The 19,491-nt window shown below is 48.2% G+C and carries 22 protein-coding genes; 19 read left to right on the top strand and 3 right to left on the bottom strand.

Features of this window, described 5'->3' with window-relative positions:
- The first annotated feature begins 168 nt into the window (after positions 1-168).
- The 7 genes from K0T92_RS12320 (at position 169) to K0T92_RS25030 (ending at position 6,718) form a co-directional block, all read left to right on the top strand.
- On the top strand, positions 169-1,503 hold the full coding sequence (locus tag K0T92_RS12320; RefSeq protein ID WP_219872772.1) for an ABC transporter substrate-binding protein: 1,335 nt from the start codon (positions 169-171) through the stop codon (positions 1,501-1,503).
- Positions 1,504-1,614: 111 nt separating this feature from the next.
- A complete protein-coding gene (locus K0T92_RS12315; RefSeq protein ID WP_219872771.1) occupies positions 1,615-2,469 on the top strand; it encodes a carbohydrate ABC transporter permease in 855 nt (284 codons plus the stop codon).
- Positions 2,459-3,316: a carbohydrate ABC transporter permease gene (locus K0T92_RS12310; RefSeq protein WP_219872770.1), complete on the top strand. Its 858-nt coding sequence runs from the start codon at positions 2,459-2,461 to the stop codon at positions 3,314-3,316. Before K0T92_RS12315 ends, K0T92_RS12310 begins: the two co-directional genes overlap by 11 nt.
- 42 nt (positions 3,317-3,358) lie before the next feature.
- Positions 3,359-4,141, top strand: a complete 783-nt coding sequence (locus tag K0T92_RS12305; protein ID WP_219872769.1) for an SDR family NAD(P)-dependent oxidoreductase — start codon at positions 3,359-3,361, stop codon at positions 4,139-4,141.
- A 59-nt stretch (positions 4,142-4,200) separates the two neighbouring features.
- Entirely contained in the window at positions 4,201-5,193 is a 993-nt protein-coding gene (locus tag K0T92_RS12300; RefSeq protein ID WP_219872768.1) for a zinc-dependent alcohol dehydrogenase, read from the top strand.
- A gap of 256 nt (positions 5,194-5,449) precedes the next feature.
- Positions 5,450-6,130, top strand: a complete 681-nt coding sequence (locus tag K0T92_RS12295) for a DUF4386 domain-containing protein (RefSeq protein WP_219872767.1) — start codon at positions 5,450-5,452, stop codon at positions 6,128-6,130.
- Between the two features lie 201 nt (positions 6,131-6,331).
- Positions 6,332-6,718 carry a hypothetical protein gene (locus tag K0T92_RS25030; RefSeq protein ID WP_246628109.1) on the top strand — a complete coding sequence of 129 codons (387 nt, stop codon included), beginning with the start codon at positions 6,332-6,334 and terminating at the stop codon, positions 6,716-6,718.
- Between the two features lie 87 nt (positions 6,719-6,805).
- On the opposite strand, the gene K0T92_RS12285 is transcribed toward K0T92_RS25030, so the two are convergent.
- The 3 genes from K0T92_RS12285 to K0T92_RS12275 form a co-directional block, all read right to left on the bottom strand.
- Complete coding sequence (locus tag K0T92_RS12285; RefSeq protein WP_219872766.1) at positions 6,806-7,327, bottom strand: SRPBCC family protein; 522 nt, start codon at positions 7,325-7,327, stop codon at positions 6,806-6,808.
- Between the two features lie 182 nt (positions 7,328-7,509).
- Positions 7,510-8,283, bottom strand: coding sequence for a bleomycin resistance protein (locus K0T92_RS12280; RefSeq protein WP_219872765.1), 774 nt, complete (start codon positions 8,281-8,283; stop codon positions 7,510-7,512).
- A 164-nt stretch (positions 8,284-8,447) separates the two neighbouring features.
- Positions 8,448-9,557, bottom strand: a complete 1,110-nt coding sequence (locus K0T92_RS12275) for a serine hydrolase domain-containing protein (RefSeq protein WP_219872764.1) — start codon at positions 9,555-9,557, stop codon at positions 8,448-8,450.
- Positions 9,558-9,699: 142 nt separating this feature from the next.
- On the opposite strand from K0T92_RS12275, the gene K0T92_RS12270 reads away from it, so the two are divergent.
- The 12 genes from K0T92_RS12270 (at position 9,700) to K0T92_RS12215 (ending at position 19,485) form a co-directional block, all read left to right on the top strand.
- Complete coding sequence (locus tag K0T92_RS12270; RefSeq protein WP_219872860.1) at positions 9,700-10,125, top strand: Rrf2 family transcriptional regulator; 426 nt, start codon at positions 9,700-9,702, stop codon at positions 10,123-10,125.
- A 131-nt stretch (positions 10,126-10,256) separates the two neighbouring features.
- Positions 10,257-11,120 carry an SDR family oxidoreductase gene (locus K0T92_RS12265; RefSeq protein ID WP_219872763.1) on the top strand — a complete coding sequence of 288 codons (864 nt, stop codon included), beginning with the start codon at positions 10,257-10,259 and terminating at the stop codon, positions 11,118-11,120.
- Positions 11,121-11,308: 188 nt separating this feature from the next.
- Positions 11,309-12,007 (top strand): DNA alkylation repair protein, encoded by a 699-nt coding sequence (locus tag K0T92_RS12260; RefSeq protein WP_219872762.1) that lies wholly within the window; start codon positions 11,309-11,311, stop codon positions 12,005-12,007.
- A 481-nt stretch (positions 12,008-12,488) separates the two neighbouring features.
- Positions 12,489-12,995, top strand: a complete 507-nt coding sequence (locus tag K0T92_RS12255) for a MerR family transcriptional regulator (protein WP_219872761.1) — start codon at positions 12,489-12,491, stop codon at positions 12,993-12,995.
- The gene (locus tag K0T92_RS12250) at positions 12,992-13,441 is read left to right on the top strand and encodes an SRPBCC family protein (RefSeq protein ID WP_219872760.1); all 450 of its coding nucleotides are present in this window, start codon (positions 12,992-12,994) and stop codon (positions 13,439-13,441) included. Before K0T92_RS12255 ends, K0T92_RS12250 begins: the two co-directional genes overlap by 4 nt.
- Complete coding sequence (locus K0T92_RS12245; RefSeq protein WP_246628108.1) at positions 13,438-13,884, top strand: SRPBCC family protein; 447 nt, start codon at positions 13,438-13,440, stop codon at positions 13,882-13,884. The genes K0T92_RS12250 and K0T92_RS12245 overlap by 4 nt, the downstream gene beginning before the upstream one ends.
- A gap of 226 nt (positions 13,885-14,110) precedes the next feature.
- On the top strand, positions 14,111-14,659 hold the full coding sequence (locus K0T92_RS12240) for a TetR/AcrR family transcriptional regulator (protein WP_343223700.1): 549 nt from the start codon (positions 14,111-14,113) through the stop codon (positions 14,657-14,659).
- Positions 14,660-14,793: 134 nt separating this feature from the next.
- A complete protein-coding gene (locus tag K0T92_RS12235) occupies positions 14,794-15,888 on the top strand; it encodes an MBL fold metallo-hydrolase (protein WP_219872758.1) in 1,095 nt (364 codons plus the stop codon).
- Between the two features lie 57 nt (positions 15,889-15,945).
- Positions 15,946-16,551 carry a TetR/AcrR family transcriptional regulator gene (locus K0T92_RS12230; RefSeq protein ID WP_219872757.1) on the top strand — a complete coding sequence of 202 codons (606 nt, stop codon included), beginning with the start codon at positions 15,946-15,948 and terminating at the stop codon, positions 16,549-16,551.
- 268 nt (positions 16,552-16,819) lie between these two features.
- Positions 16,820-17,587, top strand: a complete 768-nt coding sequence (locus K0T92_RS12225; protein WP_219872756.1) for an ABC transporter ATP-binding protein — start codon at positions 16,820-16,822, stop codon at positions 17,585-17,587.
- Positions 17,588-17,637: 50 nt separating this feature from the next.
- Positions 17,638-18,675: an aliphatic sulfonate ABC transporter substrate-binding protein gene (locus K0T92_RS12220; protein WP_219872755.1), complete on the top strand. Its 1,038-nt coding sequence runs from the start codon at positions 17,638-17,640 to the stop codon at positions 18,673-18,675.
- Positions 18,676-18,690: 15 nt separating this feature from the next.
- On the top strand, positions 18,691-19,485 hold the full coding sequence (locus K0T92_RS12215; protein ID WP_219872754.1) for an ABC transporter permease: 795 nt from the start codon (positions 18,691-18,693) through the stop codon (positions 19,483-19,485).
- The last annotated feature ends 6 nt before the right edge of the window (positions 19,486-19,491 follow it).

The raw sequence follows: 19,491 nt of genomic DNA, 5'->3' as shown, positions 1-19,491 counted from the left end.
ACAATATAATAATGCATATCAAGGTGATTCGTTCATGGTCGGCCTATTTTCGATGTGATATTTTTAATGGGTAATTACTCTCAGCGGCTGATGGAGGGAGTGGGAACGGCACACGCAGCAAGTATTCAACAAGGATTACCTACACTTTTCTTAGGGGGAAATGCACGAATGAATAATCGCAAAATACGTAAGATTGTGATGGCTGTCCTGGTATGCTGCTTAAGCATTTCGCTAGCAGCCTGCCAGTCGAATGCTGGCAATGAAACTTCTGAGAAAACAACAATCAAAATGTGGACATTTCTAGACCCGAATGGAACAAGTGCCAGGGAAGTAGCCCTGAAGCAGATCATTGTTAATTTCGAGCGGGACAATCCGAATATTAAAGTCATGGTTGAACCGCAAGTATGGGACACACTAGGAACCAAGTTCCTTGCTGCGAATCAAACGGGTAATGCACCGGACGTTATCTGGACATCGATGGATGACTTTGGAACCGCACTGCAGCAAAATGCGCTGGTTGATTTTGAAAGCCTTTTCTTGAATAACTGGTCTAAAGAAGATATCGAAGATGTAGACGATGCTTATTGGGCTTTCGGCAATAAGGACGGCAAGCACTATCAGGTTACTTTGTCCAGAAACTATATAGGCATCATATACAGGGAAGATCTATTGGCGGAGAAGGGCATTAAGGTTCCATTCAAGACTTGGGACGAGCTCGTCGATGCAGCTGTGAAATTAACGGAGCCAGATGCGGCTTCGGGCGTTCAGAGATACGGTTTGGGTCAAGCATTTAGTCCGGAATCGCCTGATCCGCAAATATTCCCGCCATCTCTCATTCTTTCGCAAGGAGATATGTTTACAGAGAGCGGACAGGCCAACTGGAGCACGGACTCGGGTGTTGCAGCTATGAATCGTCAATTGGACATGGTGAGGAAGCACAAGGTCACTCCCGAATCTGCAATATCATCCTCTGTCGAAGACGTATATAACGAATATAAAGCGGGAAGATATGCCATGATGATTGGCGCAGGGGTACGCATTCCTACTCTGCAGGCGGAATCTACCTTTGATGGCAGTACGATTCAAATGACCTTCTTCCCAAGTGAAGATGGCTCAACGTTCTCTCCGAGTGTCATTAATGGCTGGAATGTAGGGGTGTGGTCGGGGAGCAAGCATAAAGAGGCTGCAGGGAAGTTCGTTGAGCATATGATCAATGCGGAGTCTGATGAGATTTGGATGAAGACAGGCGGTCAAGTGCCTGTCCGCAAGTCCACCGTGCAAAAAAACGAAGAATTTTTGAGCAAGCCTGATAAAGCGTACCTGTTAGTCATGGCAGAAGGGTTCGCCAAGTATGGTTATGCGCAGCCGTGGAAGTTCCCGGTTAGTGGCTGGAGATCCGACTTGAACGAGATTGCACAGGAAATATTGGTGAAGGGCACGGATGCCAAGGCGGCATTGCAAGCAGCAGAGAAAGAGTTCAATGAAAGAGTAGGGTCTAATTAATTGAGCTCTGCGAAGTAATATCAGGGATCTTGTCTATCCACTGCGGGTATAGGAAGACAGCCCGCAGTGGGTGAACGGGATGGCTATTCGTGCAGCATGGGAGGCGCAATTGTGAAAGCAAATAAACTAGGGGCTATTCTGGTTTCACCAAGCATCCTTTTTTTGGCGGTCATCTTAATTATTCCTTTATTTTATACAATCTACATCAGCCTGTATGATATGAGATATTTGCAGTTAGGTGACTTTGTAGGGCTCAAAAATTATATAAAAGTATTTACGAGCGATGATATTAGGTCCTCCATTTCAATCACTTTTATTGTGACCTTTGTGGGACTATTCCTATCAATTATTACAGGCACTTTACTCGCATTATGGATTAATTCCAAGAAGGGTTTTACCGCTTATATCATCCAGATCGTTGTATTGATTCCTTGGGTAATCTCGATGGTGGTCGGGGCTCTGTTATGGAAATGGATTTTCAATAACCTGGGGCTGTTAAATTATGTCCTGAACTTGATAGGCTTCCAGAGTGTGGATGTATTAGGCAATCCCCGGACGGCGCCGGTTGCGCTGATCTTTGTAATCGCTTGGCGTACGGTCGGATTCGCAATGGTATTGATTCTGGCGGGGCTCAAGAGTATTCCGAAGGAGCTGGAAGAGGCCGGGCAAGTGGATGGCGCGAATAAGTGGCGTACCTTCTGGCTGATTAAGCTGCCCCTGTTAAAAACGCCGATTATGGTGACATCCATTATTCTAATGCTTAGTAATTTCAACAATGTGGATGTGCCTATGGTACTCACCGGCGGCGGACCGGGAGATGCGACGAATGTAATTACAATGGAATTATATAAACAAGGATTCGTGTACTTTAATTTCGGAGTTGCAAGCGCGTTATCCTTTGTAGTACTTATGGTCAACATATTGTTGATAACGCTTTACATCAGGATGGTGAAATATGAGATCTAAAGGATTGCAGTTTACTTTCTCAGGATCATTGAAATCGATCATTCTTTTCGTAACCTTTGGATTAGTCGTTATTGTCAATATCGTTCCCATCCTATGGGGAGTCAAGACTTCTATTATGTCTCCTTCTGATATATTCTTCTATCCGCCCAAATTATTCAATTTTGAGGCTACCTTTGAACACTATATCAGAATATTCAATGGTGGTTATTTACGAACCTTTTTGAATAGTATTTTTTACTGCGTAGCCTCGATTATCTTTGGATTATTTCTCGGGATTCTAGCCGCATATGGATTTGATCGATTTTTGTTCAGGTTCAAGAAACCGATGTTTTATCTTGTCGTGTTTTGTATCCCTTTATCCATCGGCAGTTCCGCCCTTATTATTCCCAATTATTTGTATATGAGTGAATTGAGTTTCCTGAACGAATGGTATACTTTGCCGATTCTATATACGGCTTATAATCTGCCGATGGCGATCTGGATTATTAAATCAGGCGTTGAGACCATTCCCGTCGAGGTAGATGAAGCGGCAACGATAGACGGGGCATCCCGATTCTACTTCATATTCGGCATGCTGGCTGTGTTATGCAGACCTGCTCTGGCAGCAGCGGCATTATTCATATTCCTGGGGGCATGGAACGAATTTATTCTGTCCTCCATCATGATTAACAGCCCTGATCTAAGACCTGTTCAACTGGCTATCTATCAATATTTGGGCTTCTTCGGTCAAGAGTGGGGACCGTTAACAGCAGCGGCATCAACTGCAATTATCCCATCGATTATTGTCTTCACCTTTCTGGGCAGGATGTTGATTTCCGGGTTAACGGCCGGTTCTGTGAAATCGTAATAGAAACAGCAGCATGATCGCGTAGAGGAGATGGAATCAACTATGAATTTCGCCAATGAGGTAGCAGTAATTACAGGCGGTTATTCGGGAATCGGCGGAGCGGCAACGAAGAAGCTGTTAGCGAATGGAGCAACATGTGTGGTGCTTGGGCGAAGTGCGCAGCGAGCTCAACAATTTATGAATGATGTGCCCGAATTTAAAGATCGGCTGCATTTCTTCCAGGCGGATGTATCTGATATTGAACAGCTCGAACGAGTCATTGAGAAGATCGGTCAAGAGTTCGGCCATATTCATATGCTTGTTAATTCTGCAGGGACCAATTTCCGCAAAGCGGCTTTGGATTATACGCTGGCAGATTGGAAAGGGATCATAGATACCAATTTAGCCGGAACATTCTTTGCTTCTACTGCTGCTGCGAAAGTTATGAAACAGCATAACGGCGGCCGAATTGTTAATATAGGCTCTATGCTATCTCATTATGGCGTACACAATGTTTCCATCTATGGTGCTGCCAAGGGAGGCGTCTCACAAATAACAAGAACGCTTGCTGTGGAGCTCGCTGAATTCGGAATCCGGGTCAATCAAGTAAGCCCTGGCTATATTGCAACGCCATTCGTAGACCTGTCGCTGCCTGAAAACTTGAATTACAGGGATCGACTTATCAATCGCACGCCGCTGGGACGTCTGGGAACACCGGAGGATGTCGCGAATATGATCGCATTCCTGCTCTCTAATGAGGCGAGTTTTGTGACCGGACAAGTTATTGCTGTTGACGGCGGTATATTGGGTGGAGATCCTACATTAAATCCACTGAAAAAAGTATAAATCAACATTTTTTGAAGGGGTGCCCTATGAAAAGAGCTGTTCTAATCGGAGAGAAACACATGCAAGTTGAAGAGGAAGCAAGGCCTGTAATTAAAGCCGGCGAGTTGCTAGTGGAAATCGAGGTGTGCGGGATTTGCGGCTCGGATCTTCACATCTATGGAGGCAATCATCCTGTACTGAAGCCGCCTGTCAGAATGGGGCATGAATTTGCCGGCAGAGTAGTGGAAGCAGGCGCTGATGTTCAGACCTTTCAGGTAGGAGATTATGTTGCGGCTATACCAGGAGTAGGCTGCGGAAATTGCGAGCCTTGTCAGGCTGGTGACTTTAATCTCTGCCGCGAGCTGAAAGTAATAGGAGGGCATCATCCTGGGGCATTCGCCAACTTTACTGCCGTGCCAGAAGGGAATCTAGTGAAAATTCCGCAAAATTTCAGTGCAACTGATGGTGCAATGGTTGAAAGTGTCGCTGTGGCTGTGCACGCTGCTCGAAGAATGAAGAGTGTTGAAGGGAAGAAGGTTGCTGTCTTGGGAGCTGGCCCTATCGGGCTGTTAATCATTCAAGTGCTGAAAGCATTTGGAGCGAAGTTAGTTGTCGCTTCTGATCCAATCGAGAGCAGACGAGAGATTGCAAGCAAGCTGGGAGCGGATATTGTAATCGATCCAATGAAGGAGAATGTTGAAGAACGTATAAGGGATGAAGTTGGCGGTATCGGGCTTGATGCTGCTTTCGATGTTGCAGGACTGGAACTAACCTTAAGACAAGCCTTATCAATCACCAAAAATGGCGGAGAAATCGTCATTACTGCTCTATTCGGGAAAGACCCTGTGTTCCCTATGAAAATGCTTCAAAGAGCTGAGAAAACATTATTAGGCACACAGATGTATGTGAAGCAGGATTTCGAAACGGCCATTCAATTGATGCAAGAGAATAAGATCGGGATCAGCGAAATGATTACTCACCGCTTTGATTTGGATCAAATATCGGAGGCCTTCAAGCTGGCAACGAGCGGCGCCCATGATGTTGGGAAAATTGTGATTGACGTTAAGAAATAAGCGCTGTGAATGATTACGGATTGAAAGAGAGAATGCAATAAAGGCAGGGTTCTGCAGCATCGTATAGAGGCTGTTTCGGGGGCTGTGACAGGTTAAGAGCAAGTGACCTGTTGCAGCTTTTTTCTATGCCCCGCCCTAACTAATCCATACTTAAGTATCTATAGTTCAAGCCGTATTGCAGATATACTGCAAGTGGATGTGCGCAATTATCCGAATTGGCTGCATACACGGGCTTACTACTGGGGAGGGAAACCAAATGAATGCGCATAGAAAATCCGCAACCATCGCGGGGGTGCTTTTTTTAGTTGCAACGGCTGCCTATATGATTGGTAATGGAATGATTGAATCGATTGTGGGCGCTCCGGATTATCTTCATCATGTCTATGCAAAGAAAAATGTAGTCATCTACGGAGTATTGCTTGAGCTTATCAATTCCGCCGCAGTTGTCGGAATCGCGGTCATGCTGTTCCCGATCTTAAAGAAGCATAGTGAAATAATCGCTTTAGGGTACGTTGGGTTTCGAGTGATTGAGGCCGTTATCCTTATCATCGGCGCGATCGGTCCGCTATTGCTAATCGGATTAAGTCGAGAATATACAGCGGCAGGAGCACCGGATAATTCTTATTTTCAAACGGTAGGCGGGCTAGCGTCAGAAGGGAGCTTCATGGCTTTTCAGCTTGCCATGATTGTACTTGGTCTATACAGCCTCTTGTTCTGTTATCTGTTATATCAGTCAAAGCTTGTTCCGCGGTTCCTGTCTGTCTTAGGCCTTATTGGATATGCATCGTTGTCGGCCAGCGCCGTATTAGAGCTTATGGGGCATAACGGAATGCTTCTGTATATTCCGGGAGCTTTATTTGAAATCATACTGCCGATCTGGCTGATCGTTAAAGGGTTTGATCTATCGAGAGTCCCAAAGCCTGCGGAAGCCGCGTAGCCGACCAGCTGCCGAATTCGTAGGGGGCAGCTCTGAATGACGACGTGATTGAGGTAAGAAGCAAATCGCCACGTAACCGGCGGGCAATTGGTCTGGGCATAATGAAGTCCAAAATAGTTAATTTGCACCTGACAATTGGCAAATATGATGGCATATAATTTTAATTGGAAGATAATATAATCACATATTATGGGAGGCACAATGAGAATAACACGTTTAGCAATCGTAATTTGTCTGATGATCACAATGGCGGCATGCAGCAGCTCGAACAGCAATAATGTGACCGAACCAACAGGAAATCCGGCGACCCCTTCAACGCAGCAGCCGGCAAACGATGATTCATCATCTTCGGATAAAATAAAGATTACGAAAGAGCAATACGCACAAATAAACAATGGAATGACCTATAAGGAAGTAGCCGAGATTGTCGGCGGCGAAGGCGAAGTCATAACAGAGAGCGGCGAAAAGGGCAGCGATATGTATGGGATCGGCGTTATGTATGAAGGCGAGGGAGGCGTTGGAGCGAGCGCCAACTTCATCTTCATAGGAGACAAATTGCAGACGAAAACGCAGTTTGGACTTGAATAAAGGCGGATGCTACAGCATCGTAGGGCCGTGAAAGCCACCATTGGTGGACGATCACAGCCCTGTTTCTATTGCGCTGGACGTTGACACTTAGATTTTTGCTAAATATGCATCAAGCTGGTCAAAGGTGCCGCCGAATCCTTGCTGCATGGAATCAAACATACCTTTAAAGAACTCGTGCTCCGCAGCTGTTGCATTGTGAGGGCCTCCCTGAAGAGTGAGGGTGGTCTGGCCATTAAGCTCGGTGAAGGTTACGACATTCCTGACTTCAAGCGGGAATTCAGAACTGAAAGGGGGGCGTATCGTGTTGCCTTCTGTATCCGAGAAGGAGTTTAAAAAGACGATTTTTTCCGGCGCAACGATTTCTTGATAAACGAACTTGCCCCACATTTCATGGCCATCAGGAGCGCGCATGCAATAGTGAAATATACCGCCTGGACGCAGGTCAAGCTTCGCTACTTCAATCGTCATCCCCTTTGGTCCCCACCAATGCTTCAAATGCTTGGACTCTGTCCATACTTTAAACACTAGCTCACGCAGCGCGTTGAAAGTCCGAGAGATAACCAGCTTTCCTTCCTCTGGATTGCTGTTTGTTGATTGGCTTTCAGTCATGTCAGTTCCTCCAAATTTGATTGTAGTATTCATTAAGGGCCTTCATGCTAAAGTTCGACAATGTATAAACGGTTGAATTCGACGACAGCGAGTCATGAATAAGTTGCTGAATTGAATATACCTTTGTTGGAATATTCCTGTCAAGGAATATTATCATTTTCAGAGCCAAGTTTCATGCATCATTAATAGTGATGCCCTAAAGTCGCTTTAAGTTCGTCTAATCTTTCAATTGCCTCTGGCACTTCTGCAAGCTCTTGGTCAGAAAGTGTCAGTTCCTCCGCTTTACTAATAAAAGCTCTCGCAAGATCGGTCTCGTCCATGGTGACGGCGATATCGGCACGCAGCACATAAGCCTTGTAGTGCAGGCTTGCTGAAGCTTCTTCGGCTTTCGACAGAACGAGATCGAGTACTTTGGCTGCGTCTGCGGGCTCGTCTTTGGCATACGCCAAACGGTATGCGGTTTCGAACGCATTGGCAAACCTTGACGTGTGTACCGCAACATGCGGGTCGTTGTCGATTGGCTCGGAAGAGGCATGCTTCTGGCCAATCAACAAGCGGTTTCCGGCCGGATCGATGAGGTTAAATCTGCGGTCTTCTGCCAGATTGTTGAGTTTCGTCATTCGTGGGAACCCCTTGGAGGGAATCTTTCCATAAGCCTTCTTCAAATGATCGCGAAATTCGCTGTACACGATATCGACATCAGGAACGCTCACATAGCACATGCTGTAAGAGTTGGAGGGCTCCAGCTGCTTGAGTACGAAGAAGTGCAATTCTGCAATACGGTGACGGACACAAGCGTACAGGTTGGGCTTGGCCTGCCTGTAAGTCACTTCAAAGCCTAATGCTTGATAGAAATCCAGCTGTTCGTCTATGGACTTGCACGGGAAAATCGGGATGGTTAAGCCAGTTCGGTCTGCCGACAAACTGCTCCCCTCCACGCCTGAAGCTGATGTCATTTGTTAATCGCCTCTTTTGTCGTGAAATTAGTTTACCCCCTTATCGTACAACATTCATGCAATTGATAATGTTGAATGGGATTTATCCTTAAATTAAAACCATCCCATAGTCAAAATCCGTCATATGGTTTAATTATTGGCGATAAGCTTGAGGTGCTGGGCCATTACTCCGAACTCATGAGAGAGGCAAGCTCTCTTTGAACCTCGTCCATGTCCGTAGAATTATCGTTGCTCAGCACGATTAGCAGATCGCCGCTCGCCAGGTTTCGTGAGATCAAGGATAAGAAGCCAGGAATATGCCCATTATGGAAGTAGCGGTTGCCTTCAGGAGAAATTGCCCATCCTAAAGCGTAGTTCTGCTTGTTCGGGGTTCGCATTGCTGCCCAGGATGAGGCTGACATTACTTTGCCGCTCTCCAACCCCTGAACCCATTTGTATAGATCATTGACGGTGGAGTACAGTCCGCCAGCCGCATAAGTAACGGTCATATCGGTATCCCAGGAAGGGCGAAGCGAATTGCTGTCTTGCGTATAGCCTCGGGCAATCGGCTCGCTCAACTGTGATTTGTTCAAATACCCTGATCGTGTCATCCCGAGCGGCACTAGAATATGCTCACTCAGATAGTCGCCAAATGGTTGTCCGCTGACCGCCTCAATGACCGCTCCAAGCAAATTATAGCCGGAGTTGCTGTATTTAAACCGACTGCCAGGTTCAAACTCCAAGGGTGCATTGATAAACTTGTTCAGATTCTCAGAAACGGTCATGGTGGTATTCATCGTTGCGAAATAGCCGGGAAGCTCGGTGAAGTTAGGAATACCTGCGGTATGTGTCAGCAACTGGTGGATCGTAACCTGATCGTAGGGATAGTCGGGCAAATACTTTCTAACAGGCTCGGTAATGGTCAGCTTCCCTTGCTCCTGCAGCTGCAGGATAGCAGCCGCTGTAAAGGCTTTGCTAGTGGACGCAATCTGAAAAACGGTATCCGCATCATTAGCCCGGTTGTTATCGATATCGGCGAGCCTATAGCCCTTGGCTACTCGAAGTTTATTATCGGTCACGATCAGAATCGCACCTGAGAATTGGATGGAATCCATATAATCATCCACTTGCTGCTCCATAGTCAAGCTTGCACTTTCCTGCTTTGCGCGAGCGGGCTTCTCTGCGGCTGCTGCAGCCGGAGCCTGCGTTATGTTTGCTTGATCCGTATTGTTCGAACATGCTGCAAGCATAGCGATCAAGCATGCCATGCCTAATTTGGCGCTCCAACGCTTCATGCAACGACCACCGTTCCTTTTTATGTGTTTTTGCTAAATACATACAGTTTCGGTGCGGATCGTGCTTTTCCTTCTGAAGGGGTGGCTAAAGGTGGAATTGACTTCATGCTTCGATATAACTATAATGGTTACAACGGTGGTGATGAAATTGAAGCAAATTAGTACGCGCTTTTCTATTGCAGTGCATACCCTGTCTCTGATTGCTGTGAGTCCGAACGATTGCACCGGGGATTTTATCGCGGGCAGCGTCAATACGAATCCGGTTGTAATCCGAAGAATTATGGGGATGCTTAAGAAAGCGGGCTTAGTGGATGTTCGTCCTGGGGTAGGTGGAGCCACCTTGCTCAAGGATCTCGACCGGATTACACTTCTTGATGTCTATCGTGCTGTGAATGTGACCGAAGAGAACCAGCTGTTCCGCATTCACGAGAAACCCAATATCAACTGTCTCGTAGGACGGAATATCGAACAAGTTCTTCAAGCACAATTGCAAGACGCGCAATCCGCTATGGAACAACGGCTGGCAGGAACGACGTTGGAGCAGCTGATCGGCAAATTTAATAAATAAAAGGGCCTGTCCCGAAGGAACGATAATTAATCTACTTATGGCTTATGGGACAGCCCCTTTTATATATACCCGAGTTGTAACTATTATTGTTATAACTTAAACTATTACAACAAGACGTGGAGGAATCATTCATGAAAATTTTAGTTACTGGCGCAACAGGGAAATTGGGAACAAAAGTGGTTGAAACGCTATTGAAATCCGTGCCGGCAAGTCAGTTGGCTGTAAGTGTCCGCAATCCGGACAAAGCGGAAGGCCTTCGCGCCCGTGGAGTAGATGTCCGGCAAGGGGATTTCGACCGCCCGGAAACGTTGGATGCGGCCTTTGCAGGGATCGACCGGATTCTGATCATCTCTGCAGACGGGGATAACGAAACGAGAATCCGTCAGCACACGAATGCGGTTGAAGCAGCTGCGCGTGCCCATGTCAAATTTATTGCTTATACTAGCGTGGCGAATGCAAGTGAAACCAAGTTATTCCTTGCCCCTCCACACCAAGCTGCGGAAAAAGCCATTATTAATACAGGCATTCCATATTCATTCCTGCGTAATAACTGGTACCTGGAGAACGAGGCCGCGAGCATTCAAGGTGTGATGGCAGGAGCGCCTTGGGTGACTTCTGCGGGATCCGGCAAGTCCGGCTGGGCTCTGCAGCAGGATTATGCGGAAGCGGCGGCGGCCGTATTGACAGGGGACGGTCATGAGAATACCATCTATGAGTTGTCCGGCAAGCTGCTGACGCAGGATGAACTGGCGTCTGCTCTGGGCACTGTTCTGGGCAAGGAAGTGCCGGTGCAGCATGTCGATGACAGCGCCTATGCTGATATTATGAAGAGTGCTGGCGTACCAGACTTCGTAATTCCTATACTTGCAGGCATTCAGCAAAGCATTCGCGAGGGCGCCCTGGAGATTGAGAGCAATGATTTCGAGAAGCTTCTCGGCAGGCCGGCAACGCCGATTGCTGAGGGTCTCCGCCAACTTGTGAGCCAGAACGCTTAACTATCGCGAGGTGATTCCTATCACCGATCTCTCTGCAGCAGGGGAGATCGGTTTTTCACGTTGGGGTCGTATGATACAATCAAGCGGTTTTGATCCTGATTGCAGTGGATCAAGGCCGCTTTATGTTATATTCAAGTTAAGACAGCTTTGTCCCTAATGACAAACCATAATAAAGGAAGTGGCGAATAATGAATCTGGACACAGTCATGGAGGAGCTTGAAGCTCTCGGCAAGGAACGAACCAAGAAGATATATCTATCCAATGGCGCCCACGAGCCGCTATTTGGCGTGGCGACAGGCCAGATGAAGCCGATCTTCAAGAAAATCAAACACAATCAACCGTTGGCAGAGCAGCTCTATGCGACAGGGAACTACGACGCCATGTACTTTGCCGGGGTGATCGCAGAGCCGAAGGCTATGACGGAGGCGGATTTTGAACGGTGGATCGAGGGCGCTTATTTTTATATGCTATCGGATTATGTGGTGGCAGTAACGTTGTCAGAAACAAATATTGCGCAAGAGGTTGCCGATAAGTGGATTGCAAGCGGTGTAGAGCTGCGAATGTCGGCGGGCTGGAGCTGTTACTGCTGGCTGCTCGGCAATCGTCCGGACAGTGAATTTTCAGAAGGAAAAATTGCCGATATGCTGGAGCTTGTAAAAAATACGATTCATGATGCCCCCGAACGTACCAAGTATGCAATGAACAATTTCATCTACACGGTGGCTGTATCCTACATGCCGCTCCATGATAAGGCGGTCGCAATCGCGAAGGAAGTAGGCCCGGTAGAAATCCCCGCCAAAAACAAGCTTTTGGACGCTTCTGCCAATATTCAAAAAGCGGTCGAAAAAGGGCAGACCGGCTTCAAACGCAAGCATGTGAGGTGTTAGAGGCAGGTATCACGATGGAATGTCTGCGATCATACGACTGTTGACGTACTCCGCGCCAGAGGACGAGCCGTCATTCAAACGCCGAGACAGGCGCGATGCGAGATATGAGATGCGGAGCTAGGCGAAACCTGCGAAACGGCATTTATTTGCTCGTTTCTGGCCCCATGAAGGTGGAATTCCTGCAAGCGTGCAGGCATTTCACCTTCGTTTCGTCTTATCGGCCGATTTTTTCTCAAATTCATGCACGTTTGCAGGAATTGTACCATTAAGGCGTCTTGTAACCGAAATTCATGCACATTCGCAGGCTTCTTACTCCGTGAGCATGAACCAAAAAGCGCGAGTGTGTGATGTGAAACGCATAATAACTACGCGGGTATTGTACGATTAGCAACGCATATATTTTTTCGCTTGAACCTTACGTAACGTAATGTTTTACAATGGAATTACCGGTAATGAGCTAGCGACAACGAAGGGATTGAGTATGAACAAACTTTGGAAAGTTGGGGACCTCGCCAAGCTGACGGGGCTCACTGTTAGAACGATGCGATTCTACGATCAGATCGGCTTGTTCTCGCCATCCGGACAGACGGATTCCGGCCACAGGCTGTACAATGAATCCGATCTGTCGCGTCTTCACCAGATTTTAACACTTAAGGAATTGGGCTTGTCGCTTGATGAGATTAAGCTGGCCTTGGCCGGTGATGGGATCAGCCCGCTGGAGATTGTCTCCTTGCAGAAGACACGGGTGAAGGAGCAGATCAAGCAGCAGCAGAAGCTTCTGGAACAGCTCCATCATGTGTCCAAGCTGATGATAGGGAAAGCCCCCTTGACCGTTGATGATTTTACCAATCTGCTGCAAGCGATGAAGATGGAGTTCGAGAAGCCTGTCATCGAGCGGCGGCGGAGCTGGGAGCACCGTCTGGATGTGCTGGACGACTTGCTTGCCACAGAGAATGGAATACCGAAATCCAAGGAGGAAAATTTATGAACGAACGATTCGTTAAGCACGCGACCTTCGTTGTCGAGCGGACTTATGCCGCCTCGCCAGAGCGGGTATATCATGCATGGTCCAATTCGGAGGCTAAAGCCAAATGGTTCTCGAAAGCGGAGACCTTCGATTTTCAGGTCGGGGGACGTGAGTACAGCAGCGGCGGACCGCCCGAGGGCCCGGTCTTTGTATTCGACGCCGTCTATCAGGAGATTGTACCACAGCAGCGTATTGTTTATACGTACACCCTGGATTCGGGCGGCACGCGTATCTCGGTCTCGATCACGACAATTGAGCTGATTGAGGCAGAAGGCGGCACGACGTTGATTTTCACCGAGCAAGGAGCGTTCTTCGACGGCCTCGATACGCCGGAAGTGCGTGAGCACGGCACGAATGAGCTGCTGGATGCGCTGGGCAAGTCATTGGCGGAGGAGGCGCACGGATGACGCCAATAATGGATAACAACGAAATTATAAACACACGAGAGCTCGACGCGCCGCAGGAGCTTGTGTTTCAAGCATGGACCAATCCGGAGCTGCTCGCTCGGTGGTGGGGGCCTGAAGGCTTCACGAATACGTTTCACGAGTTCGACTTGAGACCGGGGGGCTCATGGCGATTCATCATGCACGGGCCAGATGGTGCAGACTATCCTAATGGCATTATTTTCAACGAGATCGTGCCGAGTGAACGGATCGTGCTGGACCATCTGCCCCCTCACGAATTTCGGGTCACGGCTACCTTTGAAGCTTTGGAAGGCCGCACGAGACTTACATTCCGCCAGCGGTTTAAGAGTACAGAGGAGTTTGAGAGCATCAAAGCATTCTGCGCCAAAGCCAATGAGCAGAATATCGACCGATTGGAAGCGGTGCTGGCAGGGTTGACTGTGTAACGATATACAATGGAAGATGACGGCTAAATGCCTCGTTCGGTTAATCAAATTAGTTCAGGCCCGATTAGCTTCAATACTGCTAATATGGGCCTAACGGATAATGTCCGGTGAAAATAAAGTTTCAGACTGGCTGCTTAGGTTGCTAAAAGGTAAAGAAATAGTACTGCTTGAAATTAAATGAACGATCATTTATTATTGACTCATGAGACATAGAGATGATACCAAAGTGGAAGCTATTTTTGATGCGACAATACAGCTCGTAAACGAGATTGGGTTTGCCGAAACATCGATTTCTAAAATCGCCAAAAAAGCAAACGTATCGAACGCGACGATCTACATTTATCATGAAAACAAGGAGGATCTGCTTCTTAAAACATACCTGAAAGTGAAAGGTAAAATGAGCGAGAAAATGTTTCAAGGAATGGATGAGTCCAGAACGGTTAAAGAACGATTTGAATCGATCATTCACAACTTCGTCGAGTTTATCCAAACCTACAAGGAGTATTTTTTGTTCCTGGAACAAATCATGAATTCACCTCTGCCTCAAAAATGGTGTCTAGATGATACAGCAAGTCTTTTCCAGCCTATTTTCGAGATGTTTGATACCGGTAAAAGGCAAGGCTTATTCAAACAAGAGGATGTTCGGATGTTAATTGTATACTCCATCTTGCCGGTGGCTGAGTTGGCAAAGGGACATTTGAAAGATGGCACTCCATTTAACGATCAACAATTAAATGCCGCAATCGTAATGAGCTGGGATGCTATTAAAGCATAATCCGTACAAATTTTTAAAGGGATAATGTGATACGGTATATTTTTTTGCTATTAAATAAATGAACGTTCACTAATATAATTGATAATGGCATCATTCTATGCTAAACGTTGCTAAAGGAAAGGAATCACGAAAAAATGATCTATTTATTTCTATTGTTATTTGCTCTATGTGTTATCGCAGCATTGTTTATAAAGTTGCATCCCGTATTCGGCGGAAACGCAAATAACGAGCAGAAAGAACGATACACTAAATTCAACAATTATGTTAATGGGAAGTTTGTTAATGGGGTGCCCACCAAGATGGACATGAGTGTATCTGATTACTTCTCTATGAGCAAGGAGTTTATTTCCGGTGCCAAAGACCGCAATCCTGCAGGTAAATTGCCTGTCCCCAAAATCGATTGGAACAAAATCAAAGGTGAGGAAGATAGTTTAACCTGGTTTGGGCATTCTGCTTTTTTGCTCAGCCTCGATAATAAAAAGCTACTTGTTGATCCGATGCTTGGGCCAGTTGCCTCCCCTGTTTCTATCGTAGGAAGTAAACGCTACAGTGAAGACATGCTGCATATTATTGATGAAATGCCGCGTATTGATGCTGTTTTTATTACCCATGATCATTACGACCACCTGGATTATCCATCTATACGAAGGTTGAAGGACAAGGTTGGCCATTATTTCGTTCCTTGCGGCGTAAGTGCACACTTGATCCGTTGGGGAGTTGCAAAGGAAAGAATCACAGAATTCAATTGGTGGGATGAAATGGAGTTCCAAGGTTTGACCGTTGCCTTGACTCCATCCAAACACTTCTCTGGAAGAGGGCTTTTTAATCGAGATACGACCTTATGGGGCGGCTGGGTCATACTTGGGACACAAACTCGTTTCTATACCAGCGGAGATGGTGGTTATGGTGCGCATTTTAAAGAAATAGGGGAAAAATACGGCCCATTTGATATCGCCTTAATTGAAGGAGGCCAATATGACCGGCGCTGGTCCTGGGTCCATATGACACCCGAAGAAGCTGTACAGACTCATGTGGATGTAAATGGGGAGAATATGATGCTCATTCATTGGGGAGCCTTTACTCTTGCTTATCATGGTTGGACAGAGCCTATAGAACGCGCATTAGCAGAGGTTGAAAAAACAAATGTGAACCTCATTGCTCCACAAATTGGCGAGACAATCACATTAAACGGAGAGTTAACATCTTCAAATTCTTCTTGGTGGAAATAACCCCCTATTCAAGGCTGCTCTGCTATAATGGAGGTCAAGAAAGGGGTTGTGTCATTCATGTCGCCTAGAAATGTAGAGAAGGACCTTCAGCAACGAGAGCAAAGAATCAATCGCATTCTTGACTCCGCTCTCGAGATCATCGCGGTTAAAGGAATCGGGTCGGTGAGCATTAACCACATCGCAGCGGCCGCGGGCATGAGCATCGGCAACATGTATCACTATTTCAAGTCCAAGGACGAGATCATAAGCGAGATTCTGAGAAGAGGCCAGACCAGCTACGGAGAGCATGTCTCCGGGCTCGCCAAGCAGCAAGGCAATGCACTGGACAAGCTCTTGCTGCTGTGCGAGTCGTGGCTTGCGATGGAGAATAATTGGGCGTACACCATTCTTATCCATACAGCGCGGCTCTCCGACGCATCCTCCGATGAGATTCGGCGGGCAGTTACGGAGCGCTTCACGAATAACCTTGGGCCGGTCGCGACCGTGATGGAGCAAGGACAACAGGAAGGGCTTGTCGTCAGCGGTACTCCAGTGGAGCTTGCTTATTATTTTGTAAGTTTAATCCAGGGACTGACGCTTCAGAAGCTGCCAGGCGCCGAAGTGCCGATCCGTGCACAGGCACGTTCGATCGTCTCTTTATTTGCCGCGAGACCGGGCTTGTAATCGCTTACTGATATAGGCATGCAAGCTTGCTTGCACGAAGGAATGTCCGTTCATTTGAGAAAATGCCGAAGTAAGGGTTGACAACGGATAAGGGCCACTGCTACAATTTACCCAACAAACCGAGTGATTATTCGGTATGTGAACGAGAGATCGACTGGACAGCCAGAGATTCAGGGTAAAGATAGGAGAGCGGAAGGGCTTTTTTTTATAGCTATAAATCCGAGTAAACGGGTATGAAAAATTGAAATTAATTTGGAGGCGGCATCTCATGCTGACTATCGAGCGTCTGAACAAAACGTTCGCTGCTCCTGCCGGGCCCGTTGTCGCGCTAAGCAATATCCGGCTGCAGGTTGAGCGGGGACAATTCATCACTTTTATCGGGCCCAGCGGCTGCGGTAAGAGTACGTTGCTCAAGATCGTGGCCGGGCTGGATACGGCATATGAGGGCAAGGTGGAGCTGAACGGCAGGGCGATTACGGGGCCGAGCGTTGATAAAGGATTTATTTTTCAAGAGCCTCGCTTGTTCCCTTGGATGACCGTCGAGAAGAATATCGCCGCCAATCTGCAGCTGGGCAACGCGCAAGTTCGCCGTCAAGTGGATGAGCTGATTGAGCTGGTTCGACTGAAGGGCTTCGAGAAGGCGTATCCGAAGGAGCTGTCCGGGGGGATGGCCCAGCGGGTCGCAATTGCCAGAGCACTGCTTCGCAAGCCGGAGATTTTGCTGCTCGACGAGCCTTTTGGAGCGCTTGATGCCTTCACTCGTACCCATATGCAAGAGGCGCTGCTGGACATCTGGCAGAACAGCCGGACGACGATGCTGTTCGTCACGCATGACCTGGACGAAGCGGTGTTTCTCGGCGAGAAAGTCGTCATCATGAACCCGCGCCCGGGCCACATCCGCAATGTCATCCATGTTGACCTTCCATACCCGCGCAAGCGAACCGGGGTCTCCTTCCAGGAGCTTCGCTCCCGCGTGCTCGGCGAGTTCGAGAAAGTGGAGCAGCCGCCCCTGATTGATCATGGTGCTGGCATTTAATCCGAATAGCAGTAACGAATATACGTAATTAATTAAGGGGATGCGAATAGATGAGCAAAAAATACGGTTTGATCGCAGCAATACTTGTCTTGGTGATAATTGCAGCGGGATGCGGCAATTCGAATAACAATGCTGGCCAGGGAGGCAATGCCAAGCCTGCCGGGGAAGGGAATGCCTCGAATACATCGGCTTCCCATAACGATGTTACGGTGAAGATTGGCGTGCAGGGCAAGGGCGGCTTGTTCGGCAAGGCGCAAGAACAGAAGTGGTTCGAGGATGCGTTCGGAGAGCTGGGCGCCAAGGTGGAATGGGTGGAGTTTCAGAGCGGCCCACCAATGATTGAAGCGATGGCCTCCAATCATCTGGACTTCGCAGGCATGGGCAATATGCCGCCGATCTCGGCGCAAGCGGCGGGCATTGACTTCAAAATTATTTCGCAGCTGCTGGACGGCAAGAACAACGTCGCCATCATCGTGCCGACGGACAGCCCGATCAAGAGCATTGCAGATCTCAAGGGCAAGAAGGTTGCCGTTACGAAGGGCAGCAACGCGTACAACTTTCTCTATCGTGTGCTCGATAAGGCCGGTTTAAAGCAATCGGATATTCAAGAGATCCAATTGCAGCCTGACGAAACGCAGCCTTCCTTCGAGGGCGGCAAGGTGGATGCCTGGGCCGTCTGGGATCCATACATCTCCCTGAATACGCTGAGCGGCAAGGGCCGCGTGCTTGCCGACGGCGAGAGCGAAGGCGTGCTGTCTCCTTCGTTCCAATTGGTTCGTTCTGATTTTGCGAAGAAGTATCCGGATCTTGTGACGCTATACTTGAAGACTTTCGAGAAGGCCCGCCAGTGGGAGGCGGATAATCAAGAGGAAGCGTTCCAGCGCTATGCCGACGAGCGAAGCATTCCGATCGAGCTGGTGAAGGGCATGCAATCCCGTGCGTCAATGATCAATATCCCGATAAGTGACGAGACGATCGCCGAGCAGCAAAGCACGGCAGATTTCCAATTCCAACTAGGCACGATCCGCAAGGAGATCAACGTGGCCGATGTGTTCGACAACCAGTACATTGAAGAAGCGCTTAAATAAAGAAGAGGTGCGGTCATGCAGATAACGAGGAACAAGCTTGCGTTCCGGGCTATACATCTCCTGATCGGGATGCTGGTACCGGCGGCGATATTAACCATCTGGCAGATTGCTTCCTCGAACGGGTGGGTGAATGCGGTGCTGATCCCGCCCCCAAGGGACATCGTGAATGAATTCGGGAGAATGCTCTCCTCAGGCGAGCTGCTGACGAATCTGCGCATCTCGGCAGGACGGGCGGCACTCGGCTTCCTGCTCGGCGGTGGACTGGGCTTAGCCGCTGGATTATGGGTAGGCTTCTCGCTAAAGGCGGAGCGATTGCTTGATCCGTCGCTGCAGCTGCTGCGGACGCTGCCTCACCTGGCTGTCGCGCCGCTGTTCATTCTATGGTTCGGCTTCGGGGAGACCTCGAAGATTGTGCTGATTGCCAAGGGTGCCTTCTTCCCCCTGTATGTGAATGCCTTCCTGGGCGTTCGTTCGGTGGACCGCAATTTGTTCGATGTGGCGCGGGCGTTGGAATTTACGAGATGGCAGACGATTACGAAGCTGATTCTTCCTGCCTCTCTTCCGTCCCTGTTTCTCGGGATTCGCCTCTCGATTGCGGTAAGCTGGCTCGGCTTGGTCGTGGCGGAGATGATGGGCTCAAGCTCAGGAATCGGCTACATTATCAATGACGCGCGATCGTTCTCGCTGACGTCCGTCATCTTCGTCGGCATTATCGTCTTCGCGATTGTCGGCAAGGTGACCGATTCGCTGGTGAGGCTGGCGGAGAAGAGGCTTCTGCGCTGGCGGGATTCCTTGGGCGGGGAGGGGTAATTGGAC

The organism is Paenibacillus oenotherae (assembly GCF_019443105.1).
Lineage (GTDB): Bacteria > Bacillota > Bacilli > Paenibacillales > Paenibacillaceae > Paenibacillus_Z > Paenibacillus_Z oenotherae.
The sequence above is the reverse complement of the archived record's forward strand: the minus strand, read 5'-3'. Positions and strand labels throughout refer to the sequence as shown.

Coding starts and splice junctions, on each gene's coding strand:
- K0T92_RS12320 (WP_219872772.1), top strand. CDS start 169: ATGAATAATCGCAAAATACGTAAGATTGTGATGGCTGTCCTGGTATGC.
- K0T92_RS12310 (WP_219872770.1), top strand. CDS start 2,459: ATGAGATCTAAAGGATTGCAGTTTACTTTCTCAGGATCATTGAAATCG.
- K0T92_RS12305 (WP_219872769.1), top strand. CDS start 3,359: ATGAATTTCGCCAATGAGGTAGCAGTAATTACAGGCGGTTATTCGGGA.
- K0T92_RS12300 (WP_219872768.1), top strand. CDS start 4,201: ATGCAAGTTGAAGAGGAAGCAAGGCCTGTAATTAAAGCCGGCGAGTTG.
- K0T92_RS12295 (WP_219872767.1), top strand. CDS start 5,450: ATGAATGCGCATAGAAAATCCGCAACCATCGCGGGGGTGCTTTTTTTA.
- K0T92_RS25030 (WP_246628109.1), top strand. CDS start 6,332: ATGAGAATAACACGTTTAGCAATCGTAATTTGTCTGATGATCACAATG.
- K0T92_RS12285 (WP_219872766.1), bottom strand. CDS start 7,327: ATGACTGAAAGCCAATCAACAAACAGCAATCCAGAGGAAGGAAAGCTG.
- K0T92_RS12280 (WP_219872765.1), bottom strand. CDS start 8,283: ATGACATCAGCTTCAGGCGTGGAGGGGAGCAGTTTGTCGGCAGACCGA.
- K0T92_RS12275 (WP_219872764.1), bottom strand. CDS start 9,557: ATGAAGCGTTGGAGCGCCAAATTAGGCATGGCATGCTTGATCGCTATG.
- K0T92_RS12270 (WP_219872860.1), top strand. CDS start 9,700: ATGAAATTGAAGCAAATTAGTACGCGCTTTTCTATTGCAGTGCATACC.
- K0T92_RS12265 (WP_219872763.1), top strand. CDS start 10,257: ATGAAAATTTTAGTTACTGGCGCAACAGGGAAATTGGGAACAAAAGTG.
- K0T92_RS12260 (WP_219872762.1), top strand. CDS start 11,309: ATGAATCTGGACACAGTCATGGAGGAGCTTGAAGCTCTCGGCAAGGAA.
- K0T92_RS12255 (WP_219872761.1), top strand. CDS start 12,489: ATGAACAAACTTTGGAAAGTTGGGGACCTCGCCAAGCTGACGGGGCTC.
- K0T92_RS12250 (WP_219872760.1), top strand. CDS start 12,992: ATGAACGAACGATTCGTTAAGCACGCGACCTTCGTTGTCGAGCGGACT.
- K0T92_RS12245 (WP_246628108.1), top strand. CDS start 13,438: ATGACGCCAATAATGGATAACAACGAAATTATAAACACACGAGAGCTC.
- K0T92_RS12235 (WP_219872758.1), top strand. CDS start 14,794: ATGATCTATTTATTTCTATTGTTATTTGCTCTATGTGTTATCGCAGCA.
- K0T92_RS12230 (WP_219872757.1), top strand. CDS start 15,946: ATGTCGCCTAGAAATGTAGAGAAGGACCTTCAGCAACGAGAGCAAAGA.
- K0T92_RS12225 (WP_219872756.1), top strand. CDS start 16,820: ATGCTGACTATCGAGCGTCTGAACAAAACGTTCGCTGCTCCTGCCGGG.
- K0T92_RS12220 (WP_219872755.1), top strand. CDS start 17,638: ATGAGCAAAAAATACGGTTTGATCGCAGCAATACTTGTCTTGGTGATA.
- K0T92_RS12215 (WP_219872754.1), top strand. CDS start 18,691: ATGCAGATAACGAGGAACAAGCTTGCGTTCCGGGCTATACATCTCCTG.